Source organism: Pseudoalteromonas sp. MER144-MNA-CIBAN-0113, from assembly GCF_040308965.1.
GTDB classification, from domain to species: Bacteria; Pseudomonadota; Gammaproteobacteria; order Enterobacterales; family Alteromonadaceae; genus Pseudoalteromonas; species Pseudoalteromonas tetraodonis.
Genome location: NZ_JBEOOG010000402.1, coordinates 1 through 264 on the forward strand (window position 1 = coordinate 1; position 264 = coordinate 264).

At 39.0% G+C, this 264-nt stretch carries 1 pseudogene; it reads right to left on the bottom strand.

Annotated elements, in window-relative coordinates:
- Positions 1–264: pseudogene (locus tag AAEY57_RS20235) on the bottom strand (TonB-dependent receptor); the annotation flags it as partial.

Consider the following 264-nt stretch of genomic DNA (forward strand, 5'->3'; position numbering starts at 1 on the left):
CAATACTACCGTACGAAAAACCAATCGTTAAATGATCGCCAACATAGCTAGTACCAAAGTTAAGTGTTTCGCTATCAATAAAAGTATTTTCTACAGAACTCTCTGTTTCTACATCGCCATCATCGTCGGCAATAGTGAAGGTAGGTGTTTGGTAATCATCGCCATTGCGCTTAGTGCCATCAAAATGAAAGTTAAAGCCTTCATTACCTGTTTCAAGTTTTGCAGCTACTGTGTTTGAGTTTGACACTGTATCGTGGCTGTATT